The organism is Pseudalkalibacillus sp. A8, from assembly GCF_045920555.1.
Taxonomy (GTDB): Bacteria; Bacillota; Bacilli; order Bacillales; family Fictibacillaceae; genus Pseudalkalibacillus.
In genome coordinates, this window is sequence record NZ_CP174509.1 from 2,429,099 (window position 1) to 2,451,558 (window position 22,460).

General features: G+C 36.8%; 20 protein-coding genes and 1 pseudogene. 12 read left to right on the top strand and 9 right to left on the bottom strand.

Features of this window, described 5'->3' with window-relative positions; all coding sequences use genetic code 11:
* Nucleotides 1-189 precede the first annotated feature (189 nt).
* The 5 genes from ACJROX_RS12595 to ACJROX_RS12615 form a co-directional block, all read right to left on the bottom strand.
* Nucleotides 190-1,359: an aminotransferase class V-fold PLP-dependent enzyme gene (locus tag ACJROX_RS12595; protein ID WP_408011092.1), complete on the bottom strand. Its 1,170-nt coding sequence runs from the start codon at nucleotides 1,357-1,359 to the stop codon at nucleotides 190-192.
* Entirely contained in the window at nucleotides 1,352-2,815 is a 1,464-nt protein-coding gene (locus ACJROX_RS12600) for a Na+/H+ antiporter NhaC family protein (RefSeq protein ID WP_408011093.1), read from the bottom strand. The genes ACJROX_RS12595 and ACJROX_RS12600 overlap by 8 nt, the downstream gene beginning before the upstream one ends.
* A gap of 85 nt (nucleotides 2,816-2,900) precedes the next feature.
* Nucleotides 2,901-3,887 carry an aminotransferase class V-fold PLP-dependent enzyme gene (locus ACJROX_RS12605; RefSeq protein WP_408011094.1) on the bottom strand — a complete coding sequence of 329 codons (987 nt, stop codon included), beginning with the start codon at nucleotides 3,885-3,887 and terminating at the stop codon, nucleotides 2,901-2,903.
* 1,098 nt (nucleotides 3,888-4,985) lie between these two features.
* On the bottom strand, nucleotides 4,986-5,348 hold the full coding sequence (locus tag ACJROX_RS12610; RefSeq protein WP_408011095.1) for a hypothetical protein: 363 nt from the start codon (nucleotides 5,346-5,348) through the stop codon (nucleotides 4,986-4,988).
* A gap of 15 nt (nucleotides 5,349-5,363) precedes the next feature.
* Entirely contained in the window at nucleotides 5,364-6,065 is a 702-nt protein-coding gene (locus ACJROX_RS12615; RefSeq protein ID WP_408011096.1) for a Crp/Fnr family transcriptional regulator, read from the bottom strand.
* A gap of 512 nt (nucleotides 6,066-6,577) precedes the next feature.
* Between ACJROX_RS12615 and ACJROX_RS12620 the strand changes: the two genes are divergently transcribed.
* The 7 genes from ACJROX_RS12620 to ACJROX_RS12650 all read left to right on the top strand — a co-directional run bounded on the left by ACJROX_RS12620 (nucleotide 6,578) and on the right by ACJROX_RS12650 (nucleotide 13,791).
* Nucleotides 6,578-6,862: a hypothetical protein gene (locus ACJROX_RS12620; protein ID WP_408011097.1), complete on the top strand. Its 285-nt coding sequence runs from the start codon at nucleotides 6,578-6,580 to the stop codon at nucleotides 6,860-6,862.
* A gap of 14 nt (nucleotides 6,863-6,876) precedes the next feature.
* Complete coding sequence (locus tag ACJROX_RS12625; protein ID WP_408011098.1) at nucleotides 6,877-8,373, top strand: sodium:solute symporter family protein; 1,497 nt, start codon at nucleotides 6,877-6,879, stop codon at nucleotides 8,371-8,373.
* A gap of 18 nt (nucleotides 8,374-8,391) precedes the next feature.
* On the top strand, nucleotides 8,392-8,829 hold the full coding sequence (locus ACJROX_RS12630; RefSeq protein ID WP_408011099.1) for a hypothetical protein: 438 nt from the start codon (nucleotides 8,392-8,394) through the stop codon (nucleotides 8,827-8,829).
* Entirely contained in the window at nucleotides 8,819-9,337 is a 519-nt protein-coding gene (locus ACJROX_RS12635) for a hypothetical protein (RefSeq protein ID WP_408011100.1), read from the top strand. The genes ACJROX_RS12630 and ACJROX_RS12635 overlap by 11 nt, the downstream gene beginning before the upstream one ends.
* Before the next feature lie 227 nt (nucleotides 9,338-9,564).
* Nucleotides 9,565-11,343 carry a thiamine pyrophosphate-requiring protein gene (locus tag ACJROX_RS12640; protein WP_408011101.1) on the top strand — a complete coding sequence of 593 codons (1,779 nt, stop codon included), beginning with the start codon at nucleotides 9,565-9,567 and terminating at the stop codon, nucleotides 11,341-11,343.
* A gap of 10 nt (nucleotides 11,344-11,353) precedes the next feature.
* Complete coding sequence (locus tag ACJROX_RS12645; protein WP_408011102.1) at nucleotides 11,354-12,148, top strand: cyclase family protein; 795 nt, start codon at nucleotides 11,354-11,356, stop codon at nucleotides 12,146-12,148.
* A 149-nt stretch (nucleotides 12,149-12,297) separates the two neighbouring features.
* Nucleotides 12,298-13,791, top strand: coding sequence for an aldehyde dehydrogenase family protein (locus ACJROX_RS12650; RefSeq protein ID WP_408011103.1), 1,494 nt, complete (start codon nucleotides 12,298-12,300; stop codon nucleotides 13,789-13,791).
* A 120-nt stretch (nucleotides 13,792-13,911) separates the two neighbouring features.
* Here ACJROX_RS12650 and ACJROX_RS12655 read toward each other — a convergent pair whose 3' ends face one another.
* Together ACJROX_RS12655 and ACJROX_RS12660 are read right to left on the bottom strand one after the other, a co-directional pair.
* Nucleotides 13,912-15,576: an IS1634 family transposase gene (locus ACJROX_RS12655; protein WP_408010354.1), complete on the bottom strand. Its 1,665-nt coding sequence runs from the start codon at nucleotides 15,574-15,576 to the stop codon at nucleotides 13,912-13,914.
* A 781-nt stretch (nucleotides 15,577-16,357) separates the two neighbouring features.
* On the bottom strand, nucleotides 16,358-16,477 hold the full coding sequence (locus ACJROX_RS12660) for a LysR family transcriptional regulator (protein WP_408011104.1): 120 nt from the start codon (nucleotides 16,475-16,477) through the stop codon (nucleotides 16,358-16,360).
* A gap of 387 nt (nucleotides 16,478-16,864) precedes the next feature.
* Between ACJROX_RS12660 and ACJROX_RS12665 the strand changes: the two genes are divergently transcribed.
* The 4 genes and pseudogenes from ACJROX_RS12665 to ACJROX_RS12680 all read left to right on the top strand — a co-directional run bounded on the left by ACJROX_RS12665 (nucleotide 16,865) and on the right by ACJROX_RS12680 (nucleotide 19,710).
* Nucleotides 16,865-17,344 carry a flavin reductase family protein gene (locus ACJROX_RS12665; RefSeq protein WP_408011105.1) on the top strand — a complete coding sequence of 160 codons (480 nt, stop codon included), beginning with the start codon at nucleotides 16,865-16,867 and terminating at the stop codon, nucleotides 17,342-17,344.
* Nucleotides 17,345-17,712: 368 nt separating this feature from the next.
* Nucleotides 17,713-18,462 carry an IclR family transcriptional regulator gene (locus tag ACJROX_RS12670; protein ID WP_408011106.1) on the top strand — a complete coding sequence of 250 codons (750 nt, stop codon included), beginning with the start codon at nucleotides 17,713-17,715 and terminating at the stop codon, nucleotides 18,460-18,462.
* A 125-nt stretch (nucleotides 18,463-18,587) separates the two neighbouring features.
* A pseudogene (locus tag ACJROX_RS12675) lies at nucleotides 18,588-18,733 on the top strand (3-hydroxyanthranilate 3,4-dioxygenase); the annotation flags it as partial.
* A 155-nt stretch (nucleotides 18,734-18,888) separates the two neighbouring features.
* Nucleotides 18,889-19,710 carry an alpha/beta hydrolase family protein gene (locus tag ACJROX_RS12680; RefSeq protein WP_408011107.1) on the top strand — a complete coding sequence of 274 codons (822 nt, stop codon included), beginning with the start codon at nucleotides 18,889-18,891 and terminating at the stop codon, nucleotides 19,708-19,710.
* A 23-nt stretch (nucleotides 19,711-19,733) separates the two neighbouring features.
* Here the strand turns inward: ACJROX_RS12680 and ACJROX_RS12685 are convergent, their stop codons facing one another.
* Both ACJROX_RS12685 and ACJROX_RS12690 read right to left on the bottom strand, forming a co-directional pair.
* Nucleotides 19,734-20,411: a Crp/Fnr family transcriptional regulator gene (locus tag ACJROX_RS12685; protein ID WP_408011108.1), complete on the bottom strand. Its 678-nt coding sequence runs from the start codon at nucleotides 20,409-20,411 to the stop codon at nucleotides 19,734-19,736.
* Between the two features lie 15 nt (nucleotides 20,412-20,426).
* Nucleotides 20,427-21,059, bottom strand: coding sequence for a Crp/Fnr family transcriptional regulator (locus ACJROX_RS12690; RefSeq protein WP_408011109.1), 633 nt, complete (start codon nucleotides 21,057-21,059; stop codon nucleotides 20,427-20,429).
* Between the two features lie 533 nt (nucleotides 21,060-21,592).
* On the opposite strand from ACJROX_RS12690, the gene ACJROX_RS12695 reads away from it, so the two are divergent.
* Complete coding sequence (locus ACJROX_RS12695; protein ID WP_408011644.1) at nucleotides 21,593-22,432, top strand: alpha/beta fold hydrolase; 840 nt, start codon at nucleotides 21,593-21,595, stop codon at nucleotides 22,430-22,432.
* Nucleotides 22,433-22,460 lie beyond the last annotated feature (28 nt).

Sequence of the window (22,460 nt, forward strand, 5' to 3'; positions counted from 1 at the left end):
AACAATCATAAAGCTCCATGAAATCATGGAGTTTTTCATTGTTTTAAAAAGCTTAATCGTTCCTAGTCTTTAAATTTATTCGCTCCCGTATAGGGCATAAAGCCCTAAAGCTCGCTGAAACAATAACCGGGTATTTTTATGATACAATACTTTAGACCACATAAATTAAATGAATTATAAAGTCGGTATTTAACCTAATCTATTTCTTAAATGCTCTATAATCTCACTTGTTCGGTTAATGTCATCGATTGTTGTAGGGAAATAAAAGGAGAAACGGATACCTCCTACTCCTGCTATTGATCTAAGTGAGGTTTGGATATCGTGTTTTCTTAATGTAGCCAATAGCTTTTTTTCTTCTTCAAACCCTCCTGACAGACTTAGGGTTAAGATTCCTGATCTATGCTTTATACTTTTGTTACCTAGGATAAAGTTTTCTAGATTCATGGACCGAAGATTATCTCTAAATACTCGGTTTAATACTTTCACTTTTTCTTCAACCTGTTCCATATCTAAATTCTTTATAGCACAATTCAATCCTAGTGCTCCAGTAAAATTCGGCATACCTCCGGGCTCAAATTTTCTTGCTTCATTTTTAACAACATGGTTATCTAAGATATGCCGATTTCGACTTTGTAAATATCTCTCCCACCCCCCGATTGGTTCTTCCAAATTAAAATAACCATCATAGGCAGGGTCAACTTGGTTTATTAATCTTCGACTAAGGTACATAAATCCCAAACCGAATGGACTTCCCAGCCATTTATGGCCACCAACAATATAGGCATCTGCAGCCGACACGTTCACCTTATGCACACCACATTCTTGTATCCCATCAACAATAAGGAATATATCATTTTTTTTTGTAAATTGGCTGAACTGATCCAAATCTATACGGTGCCCACTCACTTCTTGTACAGCACTTAAAACAATTACTCGTGTATGTTCATCGGCGCGATCGAGAATATCTTTTATATCGATGGTACCCTTTCTAGTTGGGATCTCGCGAATTTTAAAACCTATCTTTTTCTGTAGTCTACGCCAGACTAAAGCTAAACTAATGAATTCAATATCAGGTACTAAAATATGATCGGTCTTTTTTAAAGAGAGGCTGGTAGCAATTAAACCCAACCCATGTGTTGTATTATTGATTAATGCAATTTGTTGTGAAGTTGTATCTAGAAATCTAGCAATTGTTTCTCGTGTTTCCTCATAAACGCCTAACAATTCAAATGTGCGATCTGTTCCTGTAATATTCCCCGAACTTAATACTAGCTTTCTCATCATTCGTTCGATCGTTTTGATTGTTTCATTTGAGGTGATCCCCATCGAAGCATAGTCTAAGTAGATTGATTTATTCATTGGAAACCGCAATCTCCTCTTTTAGGTTATTACCATAAATCTCTTCTGATTCTCTAAAATACTGTTCGTCCGTAATGGTATCGGAACCCCATCCTGTGAAAGCAGCATAAATAATAACAAGCATTAACGCCCAGCAGTAGAATACATATGGAACTACTCCTACTGGTGAAAAATTAATACCTGCTGCATTTTCAACCATACCTCCAACAAAGGCAAACGGAATAAGAACGGCTACACTATAAGGTAGGAATCCAATAATTGTTGTTGAACAAGCATCAAGTAGGTTTCCACGGCGCTCTGGGGAAATTTTAAACTTATGTCCTAACCTTCTCACAAAGGGTCCAAGCATAACCATACTTGGTGTACCCGCGGTAGTCAAAGCATTAACTACTAAAGAAGTAAATACAATCGTAATCTCCGCTCTTCTAGGTGTGGTAGCAAATTTTTCACTCTTCACCATAAGCCATTCTATAAAGTCACCTTTTTGCAAGGTACCAATCATCCCCATAAGAAAGACCGTAAATACAGCAACTCCTAACATACCATTGATCCCGTCAATCACTATACCACTAGCTGAAAATTGCTCCTTATTCACAAGTAAAATATCAGAAAGTCTAATTAACCCTGCAAGTAAAGCAACTACTAGGCCAGCAAATATGCTATATAAGAGAGCTGTTACTAAATGCTGACCTTTTATCATCATATACATCAACAATACTGGAACCACAAGCATAAGCAGACCAGCTGCCTTTAGATCTTCTGGTGTATTGGCGATACCTAGACCTCTATTGAAAAACAATGCAAAACCTATGTATAACGCAACAGTGAAAATTCCTGCAACCACAACATATTTAATCCTCGTTTTAACAACACGATCTACTTTAGTTCCTTGAGAATAAGCAGACACAATTGTTGTATCTGAGATGGGTGCTAAATTATCTCCAACGAACGAACCACCGATAATTGCACCTACGAGTAAAAGCGGATCAGCTCCTAATGAATAACCTACTGGAAAAAGGATGGGGCTTGCACCAATTAATGTTCCAACCGCTGTTCCTGTTGATACAGACATTAGTGCGGAAGCAAGGAAAGTAATAAGAGGAAACCAAGCTGCTGTCACTCCTAATCCCAGAAAGCCCCAAACAAGTCCCTCGATTAAGCCTGTTGTACTTAATAGTTTCGCCATAACTCCAGCTAAAAACCACGCTAAAAGCATAATCGCTAACATATTTGAGCTGATTCCTTGGATGAGTGCATCTACAAAGTCTTTTTTATTTTTTGCGAGTAACAAACCAACAAAGAGACCCAATAGAACCATTGGCCAAAAGGCTTCAGGAAGGGCTGTTCCATTTAAACCTAGCCATAGAATTCCTATGAACATGACACTAAAAGGAACTAATAAGACTGGAGTACCACCATAAAACTCTAAGTTCTTGCTTACAGTTTTTTCACTCACTCAAATTCCTCCTTTTATGTAATGAGCTTAGAATTATTAAAAATATCGGTTAATGAAATAAGCCCTTACTTCCCCATTAGACCACTTATCTCATTGTTATCTCTTTAAAGCAGTCAAGGGCTCCTATTATATCTTCCTTAGTGTTATAGAAGTGTGGAGCAATTCGGATTACATCGTTTCTGGCTGACACAATATAGCCTTCCTCTTTCATTTTTTGTTCAACATCATGTGCATTTTCGATAAGTAGTGCTGTATTGGATCCTTTTTGATTAGGATCTAGAGGACTTACTATCTTGATACCTTTTTCTTGTGCATAATCTAAAGTGTACTTTGAGAGATCAATAAGCCGTTTTTCAATGTTTTGGATACCTACTTCGTGCAATAGGTCAAGCGCTGCATTTGATGCATAGCCATTTAGCATGGGGAAAGTCCCTGTATCAAATCGTCTAGCTCCTCCAGCGTATTTAACAGATTGAACGTCAAAAGCAAATGGGTTTGCTTGACCAAACCACCCGGTAATTCCTGGTGTTAACTGCTCAGCCAGTTCATTTCTGACATACATAAATGCAATACCAGGAATCCCTAACATATACTTCTGCATCCCAGCGACTAGGATGTCAATACCATCTCGCTTTACGTCGATATCTACTTGACCGGCTGATTGATATGCATCCACAAAAAGATAACTTCCTTTTGCATGTACAACCTCCGAAATATTTTTAATATCCTGTCTAAACCCGTTATAGTACAAGATATGAGATATTGAAGTTAATAAAGTATTAGAGTATATAGCATTTTCGTATTGATCGATTGTATAGGCATTTTTTTTTGCTGGGATAAAATTAACCTGTATATCTGGTTGAGACAACCAGACGTGACCAATACATGGAAAATCCATATCTGTTATGATTACTTCATTACGGTCATTTATAGAAGGTAAGCTTGTTGCGATTGCTGACGTAGCATGGGAAACAGACGAAACAATAGCGATTTCTTTTATATCTGCATTAATAAGCTGAGCAAATTTTCCTCTTGCAGCTTCACATTGTTCCATCCATTCACCCCAATCCATTCCTCTTTCCTCCCATGATAAGAGATAAGATTGTATTGAACCTTTAACCTTTTGATGAAGAGCACTTTGTGAACAACTAGATAATTGAATGCTATGACTAAAAACGGGTATTTGGCTTCTGTATAACTCTACATTAATTGACAAATTTATCACTCCCTATGAGGTGTTGTGTATGATTATAGAATGTGAAGCTTTTCTATCCCATGGCTAGAATCTCTTGATTAACATTGGGATGAATTTGAAGATAAGAACAAAAATTTTAAAAAACATGACATGGGTTAATAAGGTTTTTCACGAAGAAGGTAATTAGCACAACACGTCTAACAGTTTCTAATCAAATAATCAATATAAGGAAAAAAGAACATACCTGAAAAAGTGGAAAGTGAGTAATTACCTAAGATACATGAAGCAATTATTAGATTGTACAACTTAGCATAGAAAGTTTTAGAAAGATAGTCTGTAAAACGTTTTACTTTTTTAGAATTTTTCTATAATTATTTTGGGAATAACAAATTAGAAACAATAGGTGGTATTTTTCTAATGAAGAAGAAGAGAGCGAAATAAAACAAGAGGTTAACTGCTAAAAGAAGGTGATAGGTGTAGTGATACCAAGAAGGTCAACAGTATCGTCTAACTCTAGGAGTAGCAAGCAATCCAAATGAATGATTTCAGGTAATGAACTCATCTTATTAGTCATATTAGGATGTTTCTTAGATTAGAGGGACGAGAAGCTATAGGGGTAATTCGCCTTAGATTAAGGTCACAATATACATCCATGCCTACCGGCGACTAGCCATAGAAAATGGGACTATCTCAAGCGTGCCCTAAAGGAGAACTGCTTTAATAATCCCGTCTTTAAATTCTTCCATTTCATCATACCCTCAAAAGAATTTTACTAAAAGAGTTTTTAGAAATTCTATTTTAGTGATTATTACACTCAAATATTACTTAAAAAAATCAAACTACCTGTACCCTATTGCATAGGGTACAGGTAGCATAACACGGACTTTTCCATGTCTTAAATAAGTATGTAAGTCCAAGAACTCCATGTTCATTTTAAATAACAACAATTATCACAATAATAAGACGTTAACTTTTTTATTCCAATAATAGAAAGGGCCGTCCTATAATAGCTTCAATACGAAAAAATCTATCTAGGCTTCTTTTTCGGAAAGCATGGGTCATATTAGTAACCGTCTGTAAATTTGGTACATCATACAAAAAGCAAGCATGCCACCCCAATTGACCTGCTCGACCTGACGAAAGTACATCTGCATCAATTGTACCAATTAAATGCGATCCATTCTTTTCCCACTCTTTGATAATTTTTTTTAGTTCAGGAATAATATGCAGTTCTTTTTCTTCTTTAGTGGTATCAAACCACCCTGTTGATTCAAACATAAAGATAACTCTTATTGGTGATGAAATTTTTGGGGTGAGTATATCTGACTCTTTTGCCATTCCATTTACCACCTCTCATTTATTGTTAATCCATTTTTCAAACTCATTAATATTTGTTAGATAATAATATCCATTTATTTTTTTTATAGTGCCAGATTGGGCTAAAAAACGCATAATATTTGAAACTGTTACTCTTGAGGTGCCAGATAAATCTGCCATTTCTTGGTGTGTGAATTTTATTGAAATCTTTCTTCCCATTTTTGTATCGGAACCATAATGAAGCGATAACTTGTAAAGGTGATTTATTACTATTTCGTGAGCATTCATGAAAGTTATTTCTCTTATATGATGTTTTAAAGCGATTAATTTTCTTGATAAATTAAAAACTAATTTTTCACATAAGTATGGGTTGTCAAAAACAGTAGCTAAAAATTTATCTCTATGTATATAAGATAGAGTGCAGTTAGTGTTTGCAGTGGTAGTTATCACTGTTGGTGTCTGATCAAACGCACAACTTTCTCCAAATATACTTCCTTCATTTAAGACAATCATTGATTTCTCATTGCCCTCCTTATCTAATAAAGAGGTCCTTACCCTACCTTTAATCACATAATAAATGAAGTGATTGATATCTCCTTGGTGATAAATTATTTCATTTTTATTGTAAAACTTTTGTAGCTGGTCTTTAAAAACTATTCTCCAATCATTTAAATCATTATGAAACCAAGGGGAATGTAGGATACCTTCAGAATAATTCCCTTTTCCATTATCTATCAAAATTATACACCTCACTTCTTAATAAATATTGTAAACTACTTTACAGAAAATTAAAAATATAAATAATAATATAAATTATGAATCATTAGTCACTAAAATACAGGATTAACCGAAATGAAAAAGAGGAGAGGAATTTGCAATAAAAAATGCTAACCATTATGAAATTGCAATTTCCTCCTATCTCATACAGTTTCTTTACTAGTGAAAAATTATATCTTCAATGTCAAAAATACTTTAATAGAATTAGTGTTACCAGTCATAGGGACATGTGATCTTGAACAAGTACCAATTACTGGTTCGTTCGGTTTTGGAATCTTTTTCATTTGAAGTGAAAAACTTTTATTTTGTTACAAAAAGTTTTTACAAGGCCTTAAAAATTTAATCAGCACTTAGGGGGGAAACGAGTGGGTACATAAAAGTCTTGAATAGGATTAAGAAATGCGAAATTCACTTTGAGAATGGGAACTAGTTAGATAATTAAAATTTATAACAAATAGGAGGTTTTTAAAAGTATGGAACCACAATTTGAGCTTAAAGAGGATTATCAAAAATATCAAAAAGAAGAAGTTGAAGAATTAATTAAGAAACATACGTATATCTTTCCAAGAACAAAACTTGGATGGGCTCTAACCCTTCTTGTAGTATTTTCCTTTATGATGATTTATCCTGGTTTAATTTGGGCAAATACGCCCTACCCTTTTATATTCGGTATGCCTTTTTCTTATGTATGGCTCACATTTTGGGTTCATATAATTATGTTCATTGGTATATATGCAGCAAAAAAACTTTGGATTTAGTAAGGAGATTATAAATGGATCAACCGATTATTTCAATAATAATAGTAGGTTTGTTTACATTTGTCGTTCTATCTATAGGAATATTTGGCTGGGCCAAGAAATTGGATACCTCTACACAAGATTATTTTGTTGCTAGCAGAACTTTAGGGTTCGTAGCTTTATATTTTACTTATACAGCAACTTATCATAGTGCATCTGCTTTTTTAGGTACAGGAGGCTTTCTATATGTCCATGGAATTGCCTATTGGGCAATAGGGCCGTATACCCAAGCACTGGGAGGGTTGCTTCTGTATATTTTCGGAAGTAGAATTTGGCTGCTTGGTAAAAAATATAACTTTTATACCCCAGGTGATCTACTAGGAGATTTTTATCAGAGTAAATTTTTAAAGATTTTAACAGGAATTGTTTTGGCTGCTTTTGTTATTCCTTATGTACAGCTCCAGTTGGCAGGAGCAGGATGGATAACTGAGTTTGTAACCTTTGGAACCGTTCCATATGTGTGGGGGGCTATATTACTTGGTTTTGTTGTATTAATATACGTATATCTTGGAGGAATGAGGTCGGTTGCTTGGACTGACATTTTTATGGGTGTATTTATGTTTTTTGCCATTGTGGTAGGTGGATGGTATCTAACAAATGTATTATTTGATGGACCAACTCAAGCTTGGTTAAAAATTGAAGAAACTACCCCCACACAACTAATTTTACCTGGAGAACCTGGCTACTTTACATTACCTATGGCCTTTTCTTGGACTGTTGTTATCACGATTGGATTAAGTGTAGCTGCTCCACATGTCATAATGAGAATGTTTTCAGCTACTTCGATTCGTACCCTTAAATGGGTAGCAGTACTTTCACCTATTTTCCTTGTATGGATTTATATTTCTTATATCTGGTTTGGAATGGGTACACGTGCTTTATTTCCAGATATAGAATATCCGGATGAGATTTTCCCTAGGTTTTTATTTGAACATACTCCCCTTGTTTTTGCTGCCTTAATCTGTGCAGGAGGTTTAGCAGCTATGTTATCTACTGCTAATTCACAACTTCATGCTTCTGGTGCCCTAATAACTAGGGATGTATATAACACTATTAAAAAAGATGCTAGTGAAAAACAATTACTTAATACTGGGAGGATAGCAATTTTAATAATATTTTTCTTCTCTGCCTATGCAGCTATACAAAAGCCACCATTATTAGCAATGCTAATAGCTCTAGCTACAGGAGGAATGGCACAAATTTTCCCTATGTTATTTGGGGCGTTATTTTGGCCTAGAGCAACTAAAGCAGGAGCAATAGCAGGTTTTATTGTAGGAACAATAATAATGATATGGTTCCAACTTGGTAACATCAATCTATTAGGGATGATGCCTGGAATATGGGCGTTAGGAATCAACTTTATTGTATTTATTATCGTAAGTCTATTTACCAATCCGCAACCAGTAGAAAAAATTAAGAAGTTTCATTGTTTTTTAGATTCAGAAGAAGCAAAAGTCATGTTAAAGCAATAGCAAGGGGAGGGGAGATGTTTGAATGAAATAATTAAGATTGAATGGCCGGATTTAGATATGGAAGTAAGAGTGAAATTATTGATGGATGTTAATCCTATTCTGTGTAAGGAAATTAAAGAAACTTTACCATTCAAAAGTATTCAAAGTCATGCTGTAGTAGCAGGAAAGCAAATGTATTTTCCATATCGCTTTATTTCAGAAAATAAGGAGTACAACTTTGAAAGGATGGATAAACAACCCGTTGGAAGAATTAACATAGAATTAGATTTTCAATATTTCTCTATAAATTACGGGTTAATGACAGAACCGATTCCTGCTCTTCCTATTGCACAAGTAATAGACGAAGATATTCAAACGTTAATTCAAGTTGGTGAAAAAGTTTGGCATAATTTATTGTTTTCAGATACTTATCTAATAGTTAAAGTAGCTTTAGGAGATGAGTCGGGTGCAAGATAACATAACCTCGTTAAAGCAAGAAATAGAAAAAGAAATTAATAAAATTTGGCTTAAAGAACCAGAAGATATATATGCACTTTCTAAAGGCTATTTACCTTCTGGGGCAGGGATTTATGATCAGTATTTTTCTGTATTAGTAATGGTAGCTGGGGAAGTGAGATCTTTAGCTATTCATACATTTGCAGATTTACTGGAGTTTGCTCGAGATGAAGAATTTCAAATGAGCCATCTAAAAAAAATGGTTAAACGAATGCTGAAAATTGATTGTGGAGTTATAGAATATTTCGGCCTTTCAATCTATGGAAGAATCCTTAACAGATATAATAATATAGTCGATGAATTTAATGATAAAGAACAATTCATTGAAATAACACAGTTAATGTTTACCTTAACGAATCGGTATCAAATGTGGTTACATCAAATATTCCCTTGGAGAGTTTCGGTATTTTATAAACAAATTCATCCTGAAGAATATAAGAAGATTTATGAAAATCTTAGAAGTCTCTAGGACGAGTTCTGGGTGTAACGAAAAGTCCGGTCTTTTGTAGAGTGCATTATGATTCCCTATGGACTTGGTGACACTATAAATCCTTCGCCTTAGATCTTAGATTAATCTTGTATTTTACTGAGTTCAACTTATGCCTAATTATCTACCATAATTAAGGCTGAAAGTTATTTAAGAAAACATATACCAAATTTATTATTTTAAAATTCGTGAAGATAGGAGGGGGAGAAATGTACACCACGGGTACAGCATTTTTAGAAGCCTTATATGAAGCAGGTATTTCCTATATTTTTGCTAACTTAGGAAGTGACCATCCGGCAATTATCGAAAGCTTAGCTAGAGCAAAAAAAGACAACAAGGAATTGCCGACAGTGATTACATGTCCTCATGAATTTGTCGCTTTAAGTGCTGCGCATGGATACGCACAGGCGACAGGTGAACCTCAAACCGTAATGGTTCACGTGGAGTGTGGTACCCAGAATCTTGGAGGGGCAATTCATAATGCATCGAGAAGCAGAGTCCCTGTTTTAATTTTTGCAGGGGCGTCGCCATACACCCAAGAAGGAGAAAAAATTGGTAGCCGAAATGAATTTATCCACTGGATTCAAGATGTACGTGATCAACGCGGCATTGTACGCGGATATACTAAATATGATAATGAAATTCGTACAGGAAGTAATGTAAAACAACTTGTGTATCGATCTTTACAAATCGCTAAAAGCGAACCCGCTGGACCAGTATATTTGATGGGCCCTCGAGAAGTTATGGAGGAAAAGACAGAACCGATAACTTTAAAAACTGATCTTTGGCAACCTATTTCTCCAGAAGCAATTGCGCCTCAACAGCTTAAACAATTAATAAATGACTTAACAGCTGCTAAGAATCCACTGATTGTCACGTCTTACTTGGGCAGAAATATAGAAGCTGTTAAGGAACTTGTTTATTTAAGCGAAAAATTATCTATTCCTGTTATTGAGTCTATCCCACATCACTTGAATTTTCCTCACAATCATCCAATGCATTGTGGCTCTCAGTGGAATGTTTCAGATCAGAACCCGATACTTGCAGAGGCGGATTTTGTCCTTGTTATTGACAGTGATGTTCCGTGGATTCAAATGTTAAATAAACCATCTGAGGAGGCCACAGTATATTACATCGATGTGGACCCGCTAAAGGAGGAAATGCCTCTTTGGTATATCCCATCAAAGAGATTTCTAAAAGCCAATTCCTATGTTGCGCTTCAGCAAATAAACGAATATATCAAACATCATTGCAAAATCGATCAAAAAGCAATTTTTAAGCGTAGGAAGAAATATTCTAAAATCCATATTGAACAAATGGAAGAAAAGCGACATAAAGAACAGTCTCGAACTGATGTTATTACTCCAGAATATGTAGTGGCATGTGTTAGGGAAGTCATTGATAAAGAGAATACCATTATTCTTAATGAGGCAATTACAAACTATCCGGCAGTCTCTAATCATATTCGATTAGACATTCCTGGATCATATTATGGAAGTGGTGCTGGGTCGTTGGGATGGAACGGTGGTGCCGCTATCGGAATAAAGTTAGCTAAGCCTGAGAAAACAATTGTTAGTTTGACCGGAGATGGTTCCTATTTATTTAGCGTTCCATCAACTGTTCATTGGATGGCTAACAAATATAAAACCCCATTTTTGACTGTGATTTTAAATAACGCTGGCTGGAAGGCTCCAAAAATGTCAACTTTAGGGGTACACCCAAGAGGGGTAGCTAGTGAAACAGGTGAGTATTGGGTAAACTTTGACCCGATTTCTGATCTGGCTAAGGTCGCTGAAGCTGCAGGCAATGCCTACCCTATAAATGTAGAAAAACATGAGGAAATGAAAGGTGCTTTACAAAAAGGCTTAAACATAGTTGAAGAAGGACGATCTGTAGTTATTAATGTAAAAATTCCCCACGTCTATGCTAAAGATGAAACTCACATTAAATGGGAGCAATACAACTATTTAACTGTAGATAATAAATGAAGGAGGCATTATGGTGAGTGTGAAAACAACCATTTTAGGAGAGTTATTAACTGGAATTGTTGAAGACAAACTGACTGTTGTGGATTTAACTCAAACCTTGAATGAAGAGACACCCGTAATTCATTTGCCACCACCTTTTAAAAATACAAATGGTTTTAAGTTTATCAAGCTATCAGAATATGATGAAAATGGACCAGTGTGTTATTGGAATGATTTTACTGCAGGGGAACATTGTGGGACCCATTTTGATGCTCCTATACATTGGGTTTCAGGAAAGGATGGTGATTCTGTAGATACCATGCCAATGAAAAATATGATTGGTGAAGCGTGTGTGATAAATATTACAAAAAAAGTAAATATAAACCCTGATTACTGTTTAAATGTAGAAGATATTAAAGAATTTGAAAATGAACATGGAAAAATTCCAAGCCATTCTTTTGTCATTGTCCATTCAGGTTGGGATAAATATAACCGTAATATTGAAAAATACTTTAATATTGGAAAAGATGGCCAACCTCATACCCCAGGAATATCAAAAGAGGCTTCTATCTTTCTGGTTGAGGAGAGGGATATCCTTGGAGTTGGAGTTGAGACAGTAGGAACGGATGCTGGTATCGCTGGTTCGTTTGATCCTCCTTTTCCAAATCATCATTATATGCACCAAGCAAATAAATATGGGATTGCACAGCTATCCAATATAGATAAACTACCTCCTAGAGGTGCCCTTTTAGTAGTTAATCCATTAAAAATTGAAAGAGGGAGTGGAAGTCCCTTACGTGTCCTAGCTTTAGTTGAGGGAAATTAAGCAAGGACATATTAGTCTGTCTATTATAAGTAACAAAGCTGTTACTGGATTGGTTATTTTTTGATTTTTCTGAAAAAGTTAAAATCCTATAAATCAATGAATATTCATAAAACCTTTTTATGAATAAAAATCAGAAGGTGGTATGAGTTATGAAAACAACGAGTCAAAAAAGTGCGGATAAGGTAATTTTAGATGAAATGTATGGTCCGTTTATTAACGGTGATATCCTAGAACCTGTTAATGGGTATATTGATGCTGTTAATGCAGCAAGTGGAAAAATAATCTCCAAAATAGGAAGAGGGGGAGGAGAAGATATTGACCGTGCTGTCAAAGCAGCTAGAAAAGCATTCCCAGGGTGGTCGAACACGAGTATCGAAGAGCGTTCAATGCTACTTCATAAAATGGCTGATGTATTGGAAGAACATCAGGACCGCCTAAAACTGATTGAGTGTATGGAAACAGGGAGAGCCATCCATGAGTTTGATTTGGACTATAAACTTGCCATTTATCAATTCCGTTATTTCGCTTCTGCTATCCTAACCTATGAAGGTACTTCAAGGCAAGTTCAAAACGGTCATTTAATAACAAAAAAGGAACCACTCGGCGTATGTGCTCAGATCATCCCTTGGAATGTACCCATGATTATGACTTCCTTTAAGCTGGCTCCAGCTCTCGCTACCGGAAACACAGTGGTATTAAAACCAGCTGAAGATGCGTGTCTTTCTATTATGGAATTCGTGAAGCTCATTGGAAAGATTCTACCAAAAGGGGTGCTTAATGTTGTACCAGGATACGGACAAGAAGCAGGGCAGTCTCTAATCGATCATCCTGATATAGACAAGCTTGCGTTTACTGGAAGCGTAGAAGTAGGACGTATTGTGGGGAAAACAGCTGGGGAAAGAATTCTTCCTGTAACTTTAGAACTTGGGGGGAAAGCACCACATATCGTCTTTCCAGATGTGGATATTGACCGTGCAGTAGAAAATGCAACTTTAGGATATACTTTTTTTAATGGAGAAAGCTGTATTCTTGGTACACGCCTTCTCATTCATAATGATATTTATGATGAATTTGTAGAGAAATTAATTAATAGAGCAAAAGAAGTAAAAATTGGTGAACCAACCGATCCGTCTACTAGATTAGCATCACTTATTAATGAGAAACAAGGTAAACGAGTACTAGGATATTTTGAAATCGCCAAAAAAGAAGGTGCTAAAATTCTTTATGGTGGGAATCGTGTTACAGTGCCTGGTTATGAACATGGCTACTTCATTGAACCAACAATTATTGAAGCTGAACCATACATGAAAATTGCACAGGAAGAGATTTTTGGGCCAGCGGCTACAGTAACTCGATGGAGAGATGTAGATGAAGTGATCAAGATTGCCAATGATGTTAAATATGGTTTAGCCGCCGGGATTATGACAGAAGACCTCGAGAAAGCTTTAGATACAGCAAACAAGCTTGAAGCAGGTAGTGTGTGGATTAATCAATACTTCAACTTCCAGTCTGGTGCACCATTTGGAGGATACAAGAATAGTGGAGTTGGTAGAGAATATAGCAAAGAAGCTCTAGATGCTTATTGTCAGTCGAAGACCATTGTGGTTAGCTATCAACTTCCACCAGCTGGATTTTTTAAATAATATTTAACATATTTGTTTGTAAATAAAACCCGAGTTCGACAGTCCCTAGGTAAACGAAATGGGCACAAACCCATGCCAAATAAGGGGTTATGCCCATTTTTTATTCAAAAACGTGTGTAACTAGGATTTCGGCTGGATATCAACGACCTTTGGAGGTGTCTCCAACCCAAGTGCCGCAAAGGTTTGACGTTGTTTTGATGTTAACGTTGTGCGCTGATATAGGTCTCCATCTTTTGTAGAAAAATGTCCTAAATGTAATCGATTCATTTCTTTCCGTAGTTGTTCCCAGGTTTCATCGGTTTCAACTTCGATAATCCGAACGAGTAAGAGTGCCAACCAACTGATTAGTACATGAGATCGAATTCGATCCTCTAGACGGTGATACATCGGTCGAAGCCGAAGGGTTGATTTCAAAGTTCGAAACGCATCTTCTACGTCTAAGAGTTGCTTGTAGCCCAGTGCGATATCTTCTAAGGAAAGCGTGTCATCCGATGTACGAATCAAATACTTCCCATCGTATTTCGCCGCATCTCGAACAGCTTGTTTGTTCAACTTCAAGGTACCATCTTTCAATTGGCGAATGTACTTCCCGTATGTGCCATGGGCATGAAGGCGGCAAGCTTCTTTTCGGTGGGCCTCATTCGGAAGTTGCTTGAGATCCGATAGCTTCATTTCAATCGTCTCTACAATCTTTTCCCGTTGAGCTTGATCTCGTTTCGCTTCTATCGGATTGTACGCAATGACATACCGTTTACGTGCCTCCCCGTTCCCAATAATAGCTTCTTTAACCTGAAGGTTCTGTCGGATCTTTTGAAATCGTCCGCGTTTACTAAGGGCTTCTTCAACGTCTTTCTTCCCTGAACGCATGCGTTCACCAATGATGTAATGACCGCCTGTTCGCTGGAGGATCCGGAGGTTTTCTTCTGAGGAAAATCCGCGATCAGCGACTTGTATGACTCGTCCAAGTTTCCAGCCTATCAAATCTTTTTTCACTTCTTCAATTACGGTCATATCCATCGTATTGCCAGGCCATGACCAAACACGAATCGGAATGCCTTCTCGGGTGACCGCAAGCCCGATTACGGTCTGCACAAGGTCTGAACGTTTATCTTTTGAGAATCCTTGTTTGCGGAATGTTTCATCTTCCGGCACCTCATCCGGTGCTACTTCGAAGTAGCTGGATGTGGTGTCAAAATAAAGAAGATCGACCTCCAAGTTCAATAGGTCCGAGACCGAATGGAAGACACGTTCTTCCAACTCAGACTGAACGGCTAGAAGTTCATCCATCGCACGATAAAGCTGGTGGCTGTGCACTTCTTTCACCCCAGGGATATACACATCTTCAGATACCCATTCTTCCATCGCCAGTTTACTCGAAGGAGAAAGACCACGGTTCGCTACCATTGTAAAGATCAGCCGTTCGAGATCGACAGTGTGTTGTCTCGAAGAGAACACTTCCTCGAGGATACTGTCCATGCCGATTTTCTTCCACAACTGATCAAATAGCCAGATGCCACCGATACTTTTCGACGACTGGAAGAGAAATTCTGCGACATCACTAATCTTTTCTTTCGACTTCAACGCAGCTTCAGGAGAAAGGAATCTCGAAATACTCTGTGCCAGACGTTCCAGGACGGCGGAATCGACTTGTTCTTCCCGACCGAAGGAATAAATCACCTTTGCTTTCGCATATTTGGCTTTCGGATCCCATTCATTATGAGCGAGTTGAAGGTACGCGGTTGTAGTTCCATTTTTATTTTTACGGGTTACGCGTCTTATGTACATACCTATACAATAAACTATTATCACCTATATGTAAAGGTAAATATCAGTAAACGTGTGCCTATGAAGAAATCGAAAAAAAAGCACAATTCCCCGGAATCCTTGATAGATAAAGAACGTCTATCATAGATTTCTGAAAATGTGCCTATTTACTGTCGAACTCGGGCTTAACAAGCCCACCAATTGAGAAAGCTACTCAAGGTGAATTAAGAAATTACCTTGTTAGGAAATTTGGGTTTCTTTACTTTGCAGAATACTATGGTGAAGGGTAATTGTTTTGTTCCAGATAAGGGGGCTTTTATGGTGGATCATAAGCCTAATTCCTTACTAAAAATAAGGAGGGATTAGGCTTTTTTAACTTTCCAAATCCTTCTTTAATATGAGAGTATCTTCTGTGGCTAATTTCCACATGATAGTCTATTATGCTGTAACCATTCGAAAATGCTATATCACGACTTCTGACATTCCAAGTCCAATTTGAAGGAGCTATTGAAATAATAGTAGATCCTGACATACAGCTCATGTGAACGATGGAGATATGGGCCCTTTATTAATGCGGTACCATGAGGACACTCTACTTTACCGGTGGCATGGGGACAGCGGAACTTTAAATACTTTTTATCGCATCCCCAATAAGCCTTACGGCTTAAGGGTTGAAAATTATGCAAAACGCTCAATTACTAAATTTCCATATTCCTGCCCAATTCTGATGAGTTTAAAATAGTAAATTTTACTGTTATTGCAAAAACTTAGAGGAACTCACTAATATGGAGTTGCCCTCTTTCTATAACGATTGAATCCCACTAGATACAGAGGGGTGAGTTAAAAAAAGAACTTCCGCAGCTTTACTCATGTTTTCCATTCTAGAAACACATATAAACGCTTCAATCCAGTGTTTATTCATAGGAACCCTACTCGTTTTCCAATATTTTTAAAATATCTTTCCCCATCACCTTATAGTAATTTTTTAAAAGGACCCATAGCTTTGGTCTAATATTTTTTCTGTATAAGTTACTATAGATGTTTTCTATTGCACATACAAAAGACAATTTTAAGTATTCTGAATTTAATAATATACTATCCACAACAAAGTATCTAGGAGGTTGGTTATGGTTAGTCAAAATATGCTAGTTACCGGTAAAAATTCCCTTTCCCACTGAAGAGAAATAAAATCACGAATTCCCAAAAAAATCTGAATCAATTTCATAATATGAAATAATCCTATTGTTACATCTTTTCGTTCCTTTATAGTAGTATCAGAATTTAATAAATTGGAGGTGTCTTTTCTTAGATGGATATTCGGGAATTGCGTAACTGTTTTGGGAGATTTGCAACGGGAGTCACAATTATAACATGGACAGGAGAAAATCAACAAAAACATGGTATTACTGTAAATTCATTTACGTCAGTTTCTTTGGATCCACCACTTGTACTTGTTTCCATTGATCGTAACGCAAAGGCATTTGAAGGTCTTAAAGGAAAGTCGTTTATCGTCAATATACTGTCAGAAGGACAGGAAGCATTGGCATGGCAATTTGCTGGCAAAGAGCGACAAGGGTTGGAAATACAATGGGAAGAATCACAATTCGGCCCTAAACTCAAAGGTGCAATAGCAAAGATTGAATGTACACCATGGAAAGAATTCGATGGCGGTGATCATGTATTATTTGTTGGTGAAGTAAAGGATTTTTCCTACTCAGATGGAGATGGATTAACCTTTTTTCAAGGGAAGTTCTCGACAACAAAGCAGATTGAAAACTATCAAAGCTAGCCTGTCGTATGAATGAACGTAAAGTAAATGGGGATTCGAACAGGTGAACAGTATATCAATGATTGAAATCTAGGAAACCAGAGGTATGGTTGGGTAGAAGGAAAATCAAAGACGTCTTTTACGGGGATGTAGTTCGTTAGCCAATCCATGGGATTGCAAAACTTTATGACAGCCGGATGACACCCAGCAGACTAGAAAAAATCACGCATATTAGCGAGAAAACAGGCGAACGGCTTACTTAAATATGGATAATGAAAATTTTAGTCCGAAAAGGAATTGAACTCCACTTATCTAATTTATCAATGGGACGAATGTATTGAACTCCTTGTCTCACATGATAATAACTTTCATGACAGGAGAGTGGATCTGTGATTTCGTCTATCCGAAAAATTACGAGGATTTTAAATTGTTTTACTGGTGATGAGCCCGCATTAAGTAATTTGGAAATTTCACAAAAACTGGATATGAATGTAAGCACTGTACACCATCTTATTAAAACGTTGTGTAATGAAGGAATTCTCATTCAGGATAGTCGGAAGAAATATCGTCTTGGGTGGAAGCTTCTTGAATGGAGCAATCATGTGATGTACCAACAGGATATCTACAGTGAGGCAATGCCAATCGTTGAAAGTTTGATTCGGAAGCATAACGGTACTGCTCATATCGGGATGTTTGATGCCGCGGAGGTTCGATTTGTATTAAGGATGGCATCAAAGGGCTCGGTTGTGGTCCCTACTCATATAGGTGCGGGAAAGCAAGCCTATTGTACAAGTACAGGAAAAGTGTTATTGGCTTTTAATCCGTCATTTGTACAACCGACAATTGCGAAGGGGCTATCGCAAATTGCACCGAATACGATTACTTGTGTCAATAAGTTGTTGGGTGAATTGGAACAAATCCGAAAACAAGGATATGCTACAAGCAACAACGAGAATAAACACGGACTGTATGGAATTGCTGCACCAATCAAGTCGTATACAGGACAAACCGTCGCCGCGTTGAACATGGTTGGACCGATTGACTATATGCAAGGAAGGGAAAGTACAACGATCATTCAGAGCGTTGTCAGGTCAGCAGAATCAATCTCCACAGAGTTGGGTTATATCAACGTTCTATAACGGCACTTACATCAGAAAATCATAAGTGAAAATTTGGAGTAATATGAATAGCGGTAAAGTCTGATACATCCAATTTGTAAGAACGAGCTTTGAACTTGATGAAAGTGATTGGGTAAAATGAGGATCTGCTGAATCCACCGGTAAACAATAAGGTATTATGGGAAGATACCGAGTTCATCGCAATGTTCATTGTGGTCCGAATAAGCAGAGGGATTTCCATGTCAATCCTTCAAATAGATCCTTCAATCAGGTAAAAGGAAATTGTTATATGTGAATAATTCAACGGATTAAGGAGAGTCTCAAGACCGATCGTTGATACCAGTAACGTCGGTCTTTGTACACTTTTTGTCATATTTTTACCCGAGTAGCTTAAATAAAGTCTAATCAATATAAAGAAAAGTTATTTATGTAAAGAGGATGATAGCTATGAATTCTTCAATAGAAAGAAATTTTAAGAGAATTCCCTATGGGGAAAATGAAAACCAATTTGGGGACTTAAGGTTGCCGAAAGGTGATGGCCCTTTTCCTGTTGCGATTGTTATTCACGGAGGTTTTTGGAGAGAAAAATTTGAGTTAGAGCATATGAATAAGTTTGTAGAAGCCTTAACTGCCAAAGGCATTGCAACATGGAACATAGAATACTGCCGGGTTGGTCAAGAAGGAGGGGGCTGGCCAGGTACGTTTCTAGATAGTGCAAAAGCGACGGATTTTGTTCGAACCCTCGCTAAATCTTATCCACTTGATGTAAATCGAGTGGTTACCATCGGACATTCGGCTGGAGGACATCTAGCATTATGGCTTGCTGCAAGACACAAACTTCCTCCAAATAGTACATTACAGACTTCTAAACATCCTTTGCATTTGAAAGGGGTCATTAGTCTTGCAGGTGTTAGTGATCTAGCACTTATGCATGACATCCATCAATGGAAAGAAACAATATTTGGAATCATTGATAATCCAACAAGGGACTTAATGGGTGGACTACCAAAAGACCTTCAAAGTCGTTATGAAGAAGGGTCGCCAATGGCCCTTTTACCGATCGGTGTTCCACTTGTTCTTATTCATGGTAGTCTGGATGTCAATGTGCCTATCGGGATAAGTGAGCACTTTGAAAAGGTAGCTAAATCAGCAGGAGATACAGTTAGCTTTATACCTATACCTGCTGCCGAACACTTTAAACTTATTGTGCCTGATTCAGAGGTATGGCCAGTTATCTTGGAATCATCTAGAAATCTATTAAATAATTAAAAGCAAAAGAGGGTGTGGACATTCTACAACCCTTTTTCATTTAAATCCTCACTTAGTAGAAGATAATCTAAATTATAAGGTAGAGCAGTATTCAATGATTGTATTTCCTTTAATCGTTGCAAATCTTTGATTTGTAAATTATTATCTACTATGTTTACAATTCCGTTTGTTTTCCACCTGTTTAATATCTTGTTTACACTGATACGAGAAACACCTATATATGTCGCTAAAGCACTCTGATTCAAAGAGATATTTCCTCCATTTTCGCTCACTAATTTTATTAGGAAATGAGCAATTTGCTGTTCCACTGGACTACCTGTAAACGAAACGACTTCAGCAAGTGTTCGGAATTTAAATAGGAGTGACTTAGTAAATAGGAGTGTTGCATCAGGAAAAGCATTACATATTTGCTTGAAGACACTATTAGAAAAAAAGTAAATATTACAAGAACTAACGGTGCACGCCGTGGTTAGATAAGGTTCATTATATAAGCCGTGTTCACCAAAAAGCATGCCGGTTGGAACATAATTGATGGTTCTTTCGATTCCCTCAGGAAAAGAGATTGATATTCTAATTTTTCCCTCGCTTAGATAATAAAAGCCTTTCCCTTCATCTTGTTGGTGATATATATAAGTATCTTTTTCTATTTCTAACTTTTGTCCAAAGTCTAGATATGGCTTCCAGGAGTACCGTAATTCCATTATTATTTCTCCTTTTTAAATATGGTGTTCCGTATATTTTTTTAGTGCTTTGTGGTTTTTTATGAATATAGATTTACTTGACGTTTCAATATAACCTTTTTCTTTCCACTTTTTAATAACTTTATAAACTGTAACCCGAGTAAGGCCAGTACACTTTGTAAGATCTTTTTGTGATAAATGGATTTCGTATTGTCTAAATTCATCATAAATATTTAATAGCAATTTTGCCAATTGGTTCTCAGATGGAAGTTTATTTAAGTGAATTGTATCTATAAGGCATCCCATTTGTCTGGTAACTGTTTTCAAAAATAAACGGTGGGCAATCGGTTGGGTGTGTATAATTTCTTTTACTGTGGCACAAGGAAAAAAGTAAAGTACGGAATCTTTAATTGCTTCAGTTGTCGAAAAATGCACAACATTATCCATTGCTTGAACACCTATCAACTGTTGTGGTAAAGAGATATTTACAAGTAGTTCCTCTCCTCTGGTATTAACTGTAGTTGCTTTTATTAATCCTTTCTCAATATAATATACCCCATCTCCCATCTCTCCCTGTTTATAAACAGTTGATTTTTCCTTAAAAAATAGTCTTTCTCCATACGAAACAAAATCCCCCCAATTACTAATATCGTCAAAAAGAACTGGCAATGTATTACCTCCTTCCTTAGTTTATAAAAGTGGTACTCCGAGATAGTGTAAAAATCAATATTAGATTTGGAATTGTAAGTAAACAGCTGTAACATCAGTGATTTGGAATGTCCTATAACTAGAGGAGGTACCCTCTGCTTATTAGTCTGATAAGGTGTTGAGGTAAAATGCATGTCCACTAAGGTTTTATCACTAAAATATCACTATTTGGTACGCTGAATGTAGATGCTAAAGGTATCTCGGACATGCTAATAAATAAGGTAATAGACTTCTTTATACTTACAAAAAATAATAATTTAATCTAGTTGATTATTTTTTTATGAAAGAAACTTTTTATTGAAAATGTTAAATCATTTACAACATTCAGAATAATTACACATTAAGATTAAAACATGAAATAAATAAAGTCAATTTCACCTCGATAACTAAAGGAGGGCTGGCCTGAAAAAACATTGGATAGTTTTTTCGAAAAAGAAATTGAAATCGCTTTCTTTATCTTACGACACTCAATTAACAAGAATGGAGATGATTTAATGTTCAATTCAGGAAAAAAAAGTAAACTTGAATCTGTCGCAATTAATGGCCAAGAGATAACTTATGATATACATGGTAATGCAGAGGGACCAGTATTACTATTATTATCTGGTTGGTGTCAGGATCACAGGCTTTTTGACCAAATAGTTTATCCGTTGGCCAAACACCATAAAGTAATGCGAATGAATTGGCGAGGGCATACTGATCCTTTAAGTAAACCGGAAGATTTTAGTGCTAAAGATCAGGCCGATGATGTAATCGGAGTTTTAAATGCGCTAGACATCAAACAAGTTATCCCTGTATCTACATCACATGGGGGATGGGCTAATATTGAGATCTGTGAACGACTAGGAACTAAGAGAGTACCTCAATCTGTGGTTATCGATTGGATCATGGTAGAGGCTGGAGAAGGGTTCATCAAAGACTTGCAGGATATGCAGGATCCTGAACGCTGGTTTTTTGGTCGACAAAGCATATTTAATCATTGGCTAGGCGTTAGTAATAATCGAACTGTAATAGATCACCTTAACATAGAAATGGCCAGTTTTGGCTATGACATGTGGGAACGGTCGTGCCGGGTAATCGAGAATGCATACCGAACCTGGGGGTCACCGCTTAAACGAATGGCTGCACTTGAACAGAAACGACCGATCGTGCACATCTATTCACAGGCAGCGACAGACGATTATGAAGAGGTACAAAGTAGATTTATAGCGCAGCACCCGTGGTTTGACTTTAAACGAATCCCTGGAGAGACGCACTTTCCTACTCTAGAATCACCAGAAGTAGTGGTTAAACATATTAGGGATTTTGTGTCTGCACCTATCTTAAATAGCTAACTAACATCCAAACATTAAAAACAGGGAT

What these genes read in the sequence shown, in the direction of transcription:
- ACJROX_RS12645 (WP_408011102.1), top strand. Translation starts at nt 11,354, where the DNA reads ATGGTGAGTGTGAAAACAACCATTTTAGGAGAGTTATTAACTGGAATT.
- ACJROX_RS12655 (WP_408010354.1), bottom strand. Translation starts at nt 15,576, where the DNA reads ATGTACATAAGACGCGTAACCCGTAAAAATAAAAATGGAACTACAACC.
- ACJROX_RS12610 (WP_408011095.1), bottom strand. Translation starts at nt 5,348, where the DNA reads ATGGCAAAAGAGTCAGATATACTCACCCCAAAAATTTCATCACCAATA.
- ACJROX_RS12605 (WP_408011094.1), bottom strand. Translation starts at nt 3,887, where the DNA reads ATGGATTGGGGTGAATGGATGGAACAATGTGAAGCTGCAAGAGGAAAA.
- ACJROX_RS12680 (WP_408011107.1), top strand. Translation starts at nt 18,889, where the DNA reads ATGAATTCTTCAATAGAAAGAAATTTTAAGAGAATTCCCTATGGGGAA.
- ACJROX_RS12640 (WP_408011101.1), top strand. Translation starts at nt 9,565, where the DNA reads ATGTACACCACGGGTACAGCATTTTTAGAAGCCTTATATGAAGCAGGT.
- ACJROX_RS12625 (WP_408011098.1), top strand. Translation starts at nt 6,877, where the DNA reads ATGGATCAACCGATTATTTCAATAATAATAGTAGGTTTGTTTACATTT.
- ACJROX_RS12650 (WP_408011103.1), top strand. Translation starts at nt 12,298, where the DNA reads ATGAAAACAACGAGTCAAAAAAGTGCGGATAAGGTAATTTTAGATGAA.
- ACJROX_RS12695 (WP_408011644.1), top strand. Translation starts at nt 21,593, where the DNA reads ATGTTCAATTCAGGAAAAAAAAGTAAACTTGAATCTGTCGCAATTAAT.
- ACJROX_RS12620 (WP_408011097.1), top strand. Translation starts at nt 6,578, where the DNA reads ATGGAACCACAATTTGAGCTTAAAGAGGATTATCAAAAATATCAAAAA.
- ACJROX_RS12595 (WP_408011092.1), bottom strand. Translation starts at nt 1,359, where the DNA reads ATGAATAAATCAATCTACTTAGACTATGCTTCGATGGGGATCACCTCA.
- ACJROX_RS12660 (WP_408011104.1), bottom strand. Translation starts at nt 16,477, where the DNA reads ATGAATAAACACTGGATTGAAGCGTTTATATGTGTTTCTAGAATGGAA.
- ACJROX_RS12665 (WP_408011105.1), top strand. Translation starts at nt 16,865, where the DNA reads ATGGATATTCGGGAATTGCGTAACTGTTTTGGGAGATTTGCAACGGGA.
- ACJROX_RS12685 (WP_408011108.1), bottom strand. Translation starts at nt 20,411, where the DNA reads ATGGAATTACGGTACTCCTGGAAGCCATATCTAGACTTTGGACAAAAG.